The 8,491-nt window shown below is 55.6% G+C and carries 5 protein-coding genes; all 5 read right to left on the bottom strand.

Going from position 1 to position 8,491, the window contains the following annotated elements; genetic code table 11:
- Nucleotides 1-125: 125 nt before the first annotated feature.
- A complete protein-coding gene (locus tag FBQ85_22155; protein MDL1877844.1) occupies nt 126-998 on the bottom strand; it encodes a hypothetical protein in 873 nt (290 codons plus the stop codon).
- Nucleotides 999-1,261: 263 nt separating this feature from the next.
- Complete coding sequence (locus FBQ85_22150) at nt 1,262-2,332, bottom strand: hypothetical protein (GenBank protein MDL1877843.1); 1,071 nt, start codon at nt 2,330-2,332, stop codon at nt 1,262-1,264.
- Between the two features lie 222 nt (nt 2,333-2,554).
- The gene (locus tag FBQ85_22145) at nt 2,555-3,331 is read right to left on the bottom strand and encodes a hypothetical protein (protein ID MDL1877842.1); all 777 of its coding nucleotides are present in this window, start codon (nt 3,329-3,331) and stop codon (nt 2,555-2,557) included.
- Between the two features lie 699 nt (nt 3,332-4,030).
- A complete protein-coding gene (locus FBQ85_22140) occupies nt 4,031-4,864 on the bottom strand; it encodes a CRISPR system precrRNA processing endoribonuclease RAMP protein Cas6 (GenBank protein MDL1877841.1) in 834 nt (277 codons plus the stop codon).
- A gap of 51 nt (nt 4,865-4,915) precedes the next feature.
- The coding region (locus FBQ85_22135) for a hypothetical protein (GenBank protein ID MDL1877840.1) at nt 4,916-8,491 on the bottom strand (3,576 nt) is incomplete at its 5' end.

The raw sequence follows: 8,491 nt of genomic DNA, 5'->3' as shown, positions 1-8,491 counted from the left end.
AACGGTGACAGGCTCAGCCAACGGTGACAGGCTCAGCCAACGGTGACAGGCTCAGCCAACGGTGACAGGCTCAGCCAACGGTGACAGGCTCAGCCAACGATTCTCCCCATCTCCCACTCTCACCATCACTTCCCCCGCCATTTTTTCCACATCAGCCATTCGCCCAAATATGGGAAACCCTTGACGACGTGGTGCAAGCGGGTTTTTTCGCGATTGATGGGCAGGTACATTTTCTCTAAAACACGCGTGGCCGCTTCCAACGCTTCTTCCGCCTCCGGCTGAGTGGCTGAAAATATCGCAATGTCGTCGCCGTAGCGCACGAAGCGCAAATCCCGGCGCCGCATTTCCCGGTCGAAACTATCGAGATAGATGTTGGCGAGCAGCGGGGAAAGCGGGCTGCCCTGCAATACGCCAATTTTCGGTTTGCTCGTCTGGCGCAGGCCGCTGCGCGATTGGGTGATCACTTCCACGGCGAGAAATTTTTTGAGCAGCTTGCGCACGGCAAAATCTTTCACGCGGCGGTAAACACAGCGCAACAATGGGCGATGCGGCACATTGCCGAAACAGTCGCGCAGATCGATTTTGATCACCCAGAGGCGGCCGTCGCGGGCATAGTCGCGCGCCTGCGCCAGCGCAGATTGCGTCGAACGGCCGGTGCGATAAGCGTGGCTGCAATCGTCAAAATGAGGCTCGAAAATCGGGATCAACACTTGCACCAAGGCGCGCATGACAATGCGATCGAGGAATGTCGGAATGCCCAATGGCCGCGGCGGGCCGACTTCGCGTTTCATGAAGATGCGCTTGACCGGCTGGGGTTGAAATTTGAAGCGCCGCAAATCCTCCTGCAATTTTTTGAGCAGGACGAACGAACGCGCTTCGAACATGGCGGCGGTCATGGCGTCGAGACCGGGGGCCTCACTTTGCCGGCGCACGGCGCGCCAGGCGCGCTGCAGGTTCTCGTCGGAACAGAGTTGGGCATAAAGTGGGTGAAAAAACATGGCGCACGGAAAAGAGTGTCGTGAAAATTACTTGAGTGTCTGCAGTGCAGCCGTCCTCAAGGGACGGGGACTACGAAAACCCATTCACTCAACTAAAAATTGCTATAACGTTGCCGTATTGATTGTCGCTGGGTTCAATTTGAAAGACGCAGAGGGGGGTGAAATCAAAATGGGATGGAAGTATTGTTCGTATTCCCGGCTCCTCATGGGCCGGTTTTGGATGTAGGTAGGTTCAAAATCCTGAAAAAAATCCTGCGAAGGCATCAGACCTTCGCAGGAGTAGTGTAATTCGAGCAGCAGCCGCGCCGCTCAAAGCTGGCCCAGGCTTGGCGCTCCGGGCAATTGTCGACGAGGCGACGGATTTGCGTAAAGAGCGCGGTATATTGATGCTGCAAACGTTCCCCTATTGTGTCGCAGCCCTGCGCGCGCAAGGCCGTCAGCAGCCCAAGCGAGAACGCGCGTTCCTGTGGCGATTGTGGATCGACATCCATCAGTAGTGCAAACAAGGCATGGTATTCGCCGGAAACGATTGCCGGCGCAATCTTTTTTGCCAGATATGATCCTTTAAATGCAACCAGGCTTGGCTTTTTTGCCTCGGAAGCAAGCCAGTAGAGAAAGCTCCTCAGGCGGGTGGTTTGCATCGTGTCGATCAGTTCCGAACTGTCAAGCGCAAGATGGCGTGCCAATAAACTGAGAGGCAACGCCACCTCCGCAATCCCGGCTTCGACCAGAATTTGTTCCCAACGGGAAAGAGAAGCTGCACCGGGCAATTCGCCTCCAAATGATTCTGTGAGAACTTCCATGCTTCTTTGTTCGCAATAGTCTTGTGTCACCTCCGGGATGGTGATAACTTCGCCGTGCAGATAGTCCAAAAGTGGAGCGGGTTCTTCCTGGGAAACTGTCATAACGACGCAGCAATACGAAAACGCCCGTGCTTCCTGCAACCAATTCCTCCAATTCACAAAGCGATTGGCGCGGTGAATCAAGAACAAACTCTCACAGCGAACCGGCGGAGGAGCAAGCAACGGATCAGCGTCCGGCGCAACGAGGTAAACCGCAGCGTGCGGCGCTTCGGTGCGCGCAATGCGCGCCAGAGTGTTCAAAGCACGAATCGCAGCCGGCTCGGCAGTCGGTCCGAATTGCAGAACGACAGGCGCGAGGGCGGCAGCTTGACTGAGCTTGTCAGAATCTCGCTCCAGTTTACGGCTTAGGACTTTGTTCTGCAACTTTTGCCAGATGGTTTCCGCCCAAGCGCGTTGTTGCAAGGGATCCAGCGCTTCCACGCCCCAAACTCGCTCCGCTTCCAGACTCTGTTGGGTTGTTTGAGTTCGCATGGCTTCACCCTTTCGAAAATGGTTCGTCCTGGAACCGGGTTCGCGGTTTGGTCTGTGGAACAAGCCTCCACGTTTGGCATCGGCGTTCGCCCACAGTTTGCTGAAAAGGGCGACAGCCAGAATGCAGACAAAAACTGCGGTTCTCATATCACATTCACCTCCTATTAAGCTGCAAAAGGCCGGTTTAAGGCCGGCCTTTTGTGTTGACCACAACAAATAAATCTATAACGTCAAAAGGAAATTTGCGAAAGTGCGCCGGAGAAAAACCAGCCGGCTGTTGATGACCTTGGATTCAACCTGTGGCAAGCGCTTCTGCAGGTAGCTTCGCGCAAATACCGGCAGATGCCCCTTTCTCCGGAGCAATACTCGCCAAACATACCAATATCCGGGAAAGCCCTTTCGCCGGCCCACGCGCCTTCCCAGACAATGCAGCAACGCCAACACCTGACGCATTTTTTTCATTGACCGCAGCCGCCGATTGAAACGCGGCATCACCTCACACGCCAAAACAAACTCATCTTCCAAATTGGGGTAATCCGAAAAGCCCGTTTCCTCCGGCTGCGTCGTCAGACTCACCGGAGTGAGACGGGGAGCAGATTCACGTTGGCTTGGACGGTTCCACCGCTCCTCCGAGTAATCGTCGAGGCTTTCCAGCCGACGCAGTTTCACCTCGCGCCCCAAGCTGATGCACCGATTTATGGCAATTCGTCGAATACACCGTCCCAGCTTTACATCCGTGAAATGGAACTGTTGCAGCGTGGGCACGTTATTCTTGGCCCAGACCAAAACGCGCTCAACGCAATCATCAACGAATTGCGGCATGGTCATGCCTCCGCGTCGGCTCAAACTCTCCCAATAATGGTGTCTGATCAGCTTGCGCGCCCAGGGCAAAAACTCATCCCAATAGGTCGTCCGGGGATCACATTTGTTCTCCGGTCCATCCCGTGCCCAGTCTGCGAGTGGTTGCACATAGCGTCGTAGGGAGTCTAGTGAAGACATACTTGCCTCCTTATGGCTGCATTTTGCAACAGGTGAATATTTGGTTGCTGGACAACACCAGCCGGATTCCTCGCTCCAATACGGGCTGATGTACAAAGCTCTGCTCCGCCATGCGTTTTGGGGCGAAGCTTTAAGTTTGTGAAAGGGCTTGCCAGCAGTGTTGCAAAATGAGCCTTCCGGAAGCGACAACCTGCTCCCCCACCTTCTCTCACAGACGCATGTCGGGCTCGCAAGCATGGAATGCAGAACTGATACAAGAACAATAGTTCACGTCGTGGAAACTCCCTTAAGATCTTCTAATCTCAAAGACGCGGCTATAAGCGAAATCGTAATGAAAAGTGATTTTTTTCGATGGGGTGGGATGGTGAAGAGGCGGAATCGAGGTCGCGTGCAATGCAGAGGTCGGGAAAACTCGCGCTTGAAGTCAGAGGCGGAGTGAAATCACAGGCCATCCCACGTCAGTTTCAGTGGCATTATCATGTGGCTCTTGTATGTTTCACAAACGTTTGAAGACCGGCATGAGTTCCGCAGGCGGAGCAAGGGGCAAATGGCAGATGGAAACTCGCGCCGTCATTACCTGCCGCTTGCCATTTGCTACTTGCCCTCTGCCCCTTGCTACTTGCCCCCTGCCCCTTGCTACTTGCCCCATGCCCCTTGCTACTTGCCCCATGCCCCTTGCTACTTGCCCCATGCCCCTTGCTACTTGCCCCATGCCCCTTGCACCGCCTGTCCCATGCCCATGGTGGTGTGCGAGCCCACGCCGCTGAAGAAGGCGAATTTTGCCAGCACATGCAAAGCCTGGCGATAATTCTCCGGCAGCGCCGGATGCAGTGCAAAGCGTGCCTCGCCGGTGAATCCGGTGCGCTGATATTTCTGCAAATCAACCTGCTCGGTTTCAATCTTGGCGTGTGACACGTGAATGCTCTCCACAAAGTGCTGGACCTCCTCCACCGGCAGCGCAAAGGGACTGGCGAGCTGCCATTTGTTGAGCAAATAGCCGAAGACGTGCCGCGGTGCAGGCAGCGGCAATGCTTGCTTGTTTTCGACAAAGCAGGTGGGTGAATGAAAGCGCAGCGTCACATGCTGGCGCAAAGGCTGGTTGCTGCTTTCACGTGCCACGGTTTGTGCAATCTGAGCAAAGGAGCTGAGATCGGCCCAGGGATGCTGGTCGATGCTGTGATAAACCGGGCCGGGCACGAGGCGCCGATCGTCAGGTTGCGGCCCGGTTTGTTGCTTTTCAATGGAAGCCAGCACGCATTGCAGAAAGAGTTCTTCCATGGCGGTCAGACGAAACCACACCTTGGCGCCTGCCTCCATGCGCATGCGCTCACCCTGCGGCGTCAGCTCACCCTGCAAGTTGGAAAGCGTATAAGGCCGCGGATGATTCTCGTCGTGCAATTGCGCCACCAACTCAGGATGATCGCGTTCCAGCCAGCGCAAAAACGAGGCATGCAACACGCGCGCGGAATAGCGCGGCATGCTGGTCGGCGCGGAGGCGGTGAGGGTGAAGACTATGGAGGCGAGGGAAGGCATGGGGTAGTTATCAGCAAGCAATTATCAGTGAGCAGTGATTGATGATTTGTGTTATTTCAAGAGCAGGAGTTTGCGAGTTTGAGTGAAACGGCCCGAGGCGCTTGTTGCTTCCAACCGGCAAAGATAGGCCCCGCTGGGCAGAGACGCGCCGTGCTGGTCATGGCCGTTCCAGTTGATGCTGTAGTAACCGGCGCTTTGCAGCCGATCATTGATGAGAAGATTCACTTGTTGCCCCATCGCATTGAAGATCGCCAGGCGCACCATGGCAGGAGACGCGAGTTGATACTTAATCAGCGTGCCGGCATTGAAGGGGTTGGGATAATTGTAAAGTAAAGCGAATGTGGCGGACGGCTCCGCAGTCTCCATCTCCGCGACATCTTCGCTTGCGAGATTGCCATAGTCCGTGAACTCACAAAACCGCAGCGATTCCGGCGCCTCGTTAACTCGATCATCAAGCCTGTCATCCCCAGCCTGATCGAAATATACGTGCTGATTCCGTGACCAGGGATCGATTGCCATTTGAAAATGGGCACCAGGTGTCAACTCGATTCTCTCTGTCACCTGCTCGCTCTGCGTGCCACGAAACACCGGCCTAGTGATCTGCAAGTATGCCGAGCGGGAGTTGGTGGGAGCACGCCCGATTACCTCGTAGAGCCCATCACTCGGCACAATCACGCGAGCCACGAGCTGATTTGCGAGACTATCCAGAATCTCAGCGCGGCCGCCCGGAATATCAGAGATTCTTCTGAGATTGGTGAAGACGCCGGAACGATGTCCTTCCACATCGACGACGGCAAGCAGGCAGTCGTGCGTGGAAACCGCCCCTGACTGGAAGTGCTGTGGCGGCAGCGCCTCGTCCGATCCTCCATTAATGTTTACTTCAACCAACAACGGCAGATCGATAACGCGAATGGGATTCTGCAGCGGCGGTTTACTGTACCAGTCGAGATGATAGGGAATAATATCGTTCATTGCACGCTCGGAAGACGGCAGTTCGGCATGTTCGACGCCGGTAATGATATAGTCAATGCGTGAGGTGTGGGAATCAAACTGCCTGGCACTCATCACCGGTACCGTTCCGTCGCCGATGGTCGAGACCTCCGGCACCCAACGCAGCAATTTTCGCGTCACCTTGCTCACGGTGGGCTGGCCGTGGCCGACGACATTGATCACGTGCAGCTCGTTCAAGTCAACCTGAGACAAATCATACACAAAGCTGCGGGCCAAATCATAGGCGCCGGCATTGTCTTCGATACGCAGTATCGCCTCCAGTTCGGCATCGGAAAGCGGTTCGACTGGAATGTAGGATTCGTCCACTACCAGCTTGCCGAGCTTGAAAGCATAGGCTTCAGGGTACGCGGCAGAGGGCAAGAGTTGCAGCCCCCCCGGCGCCGAACGAAATAGTCTTTTGATGCTGCTGTCAAACAGGTAGATTGGCCCAGTGGGAATGAAGTGGCCTGTCAAAAAAACATAGAATGCTTTTGGCGCACCGAGATGGGGCGTGCCAAAAAAGAACAGATTCGCCACCTCGGTGGCCACGATTTTACTGCTAGCGAGTGCGTGTTTGGCGATTAACCCGCCCATGCTGTGGCATAGTAGATTCACCTGCTCGCTGTCGGTCCACTCCTTCACTTGATCCACGAACCTTGCCAACTCTGCGGCAGCAAGATCACCGACCAGCCGCCAGTCGTACAGAAAGACGAAAAGATTGGTTTGCGGATCGGAGAAGAGGTCATTCCGCTCTGCCAACTTGTAAAATCCGGATTCCTCCAATTGCGCGACCAGCGACTCAAAAGTCACATTCAGCGGCAGATGGCGCAGTTCGGCGTGCATGCCGTCCTTATTGGGTCCGGTCTTGATGTAGGGATTCTCGGGATAGCCCTGCGAGGTCAAGTAGAGCTTGCTCAGTGTTGCCACGATGTTGCGGTAATAAGCGTTTATGTAAAGGGCGGGATTAGTGGCAAAGACATCCACCCAAGTCAAACCCGGTTGCAGGTTTACCCAGACGCGCTCGCTCGACAGGATTTCCTGATCAGGCGACTCAAACAGCGGCGAGCCTGCGATACCCGGGACGAGAATAACGGGATCACGATAGTATGGCGCACTGTTATTTCGTTCATTCTCTTCCAATATCTCATCATCGGGGTCGACCCGCACATGCAGACCTTCCCTGCCGGATCCTTCTGACTTTCTCCACTCTGCGCTGACCGTGGCCGAACCACCCGGCAAGATCGCCGGAATGATCATCGGGCCGGCGATTCGGTTTCCCGTCGCATTATCCTCGATAACGACCTTCACATTTGCTGCCGATGTCGCGCCCTGATTTTGGATGGTCGCAGTCACTGTAACATAGTCTTCGCCCAACAGCGAAGCGCCAAATCTGAGATCAGCACGCCAGCGGCCACCAGCGCGGATCGGCGTCAAGTCTGGCAACGCATCGCTCGTCGCGGTCGACACAAAATAGATTTCCCAGTTGCCGTCGCGGTCATCCTGCCAAACGAAATGGCCGGCGCCATCGGCGAGAATGGCCACGGCCGGGCTGGTGGAGTTTGCACCGAGATCGGAAATGCGCGTGTCGGGTATCGTCTTTGCGTTGTTGTCTACCATGCTGTAATAGATTTCCGGTGCGCCATCGCGGTCATCCTGCCACACCGCGAGCATCTGCGTTTCCGTGTCATCGTTGGCGGCAAGATCGAGCGCGGAAGTGTTGCCCGCAGCCTCGGTGAAAACCGTGCCGCTGAAATGCACCGCCTCCCAATTGTTGTTGATGCGATCGAGAAAAAAGAAGTAGCCATAGTTGTCGTCAACCAAGGCTATGCGCGGATGGTCGGCGCTGCTGCGGTTTGAAATGGCCCAGCAACATTGCGTGCGGTTATCCGGATGAATGCGGTGAAAAATGAGACGGGTGTCGAGGAAAAAGCCGGTGTAGTCTTTGTAAGCCACGTAGAAGCTGCCTTTGCCGTCGCCGTCGATATACGGCTTACGCGTGAGATACACAAATTCGGTGTCCATAATAATTTCATTGCCCACAAACGCGCCGGTGGGAGAAATTTTGCGAAAGCCGATTTCATGCGCCACGCCGTTTTGCTTGGTCCAAGTAATGCCGGCTGTGCCCTCGGGCTCGACGGCGAGGTCCGGCGCCTCGCTGTTGCCGCCGGTCACGCGCTTGGGCGCGACGAGGACTTCACCCGCACCGTTGAGTTTGCAATAGTAAATCTCATTGCCTTCCCGCCAGGTAAGATGCGAATGGCCAAACGCATCGACTGCGATTTTGGGTTGCAGCGAGGCGCCGCCGGTATTGGTCACGCGCACGTCTGGGGTAAGCTTGCGGCCCTGCGGGCTGACCAGGCAATAATAGATTTCCCAATTGCCGTCGCGAGTGTCCTGCCAGGTGACATAGGCATTGCCCGCGGGATCAACCGCGACAGCGGGCGCCTCGGAGGCCGCGGGATCATTCGTGAGGCGGACGTTGGTGAGGGCCTGCGGCGCAACATGCGCCTGTGCAAATTCTTCCGCCGGGGGAGCTTGCAAAACGGAGGGCAAGGCTACAGCTTCGAACGCATGCTGGCTGAAGGCCGGCGCCGCTGCCAAAACAAACATGAGCACAAGAGAATTAAATTTCATATG

The organism is Cytophagia bacterium CHB2 (assembly GCA_030263535.1).
Classification (GTDB): domain Bacteria; phylum Zhuqueibacterota; class Zhuqueibacteria; order Zhuqueibacterales; family Zhuqueibacteraceae; genus Coneutiohabitans.
The sequence above is the reverse complement of the archived record's forward strand: the minus strand, read 5'-3'. Positions and strand labels throughout refer to the sequence as shown.

Excerpts from the sequence above, each read along its gene's own strand:
- FBQ85_22155 (MDL1877844.1), bottom strand. The coding sequence starts at position 998 with ATGTTTTTTCACCCACTTTATGCCCAACTCTGTTCCGACGAGAACCTG.
- FBQ85_22150 (MDL1877843.1), bottom strand. The coding sequence starts at position 2,332 with ATGCGAACTCAAACAACCCAACAGAGTCTGGAAGCGGAGCGAGTTTGG.
- FBQ85_22145 (MDL1877842.1), bottom strand. The coding sequence starts at position 3,331 with ATGTCTTCACTAGACTCCCTACGACGCTATGTGCAACCACTCGCAGAC.
- FBQ85_22140 (MDL1877841.1), bottom strand. The coding sequence starts at position 4,864 with ATGCCTTCCCTCGCCTCCATAGTCTTCACCCTCACCGCCTCCGCGCCG.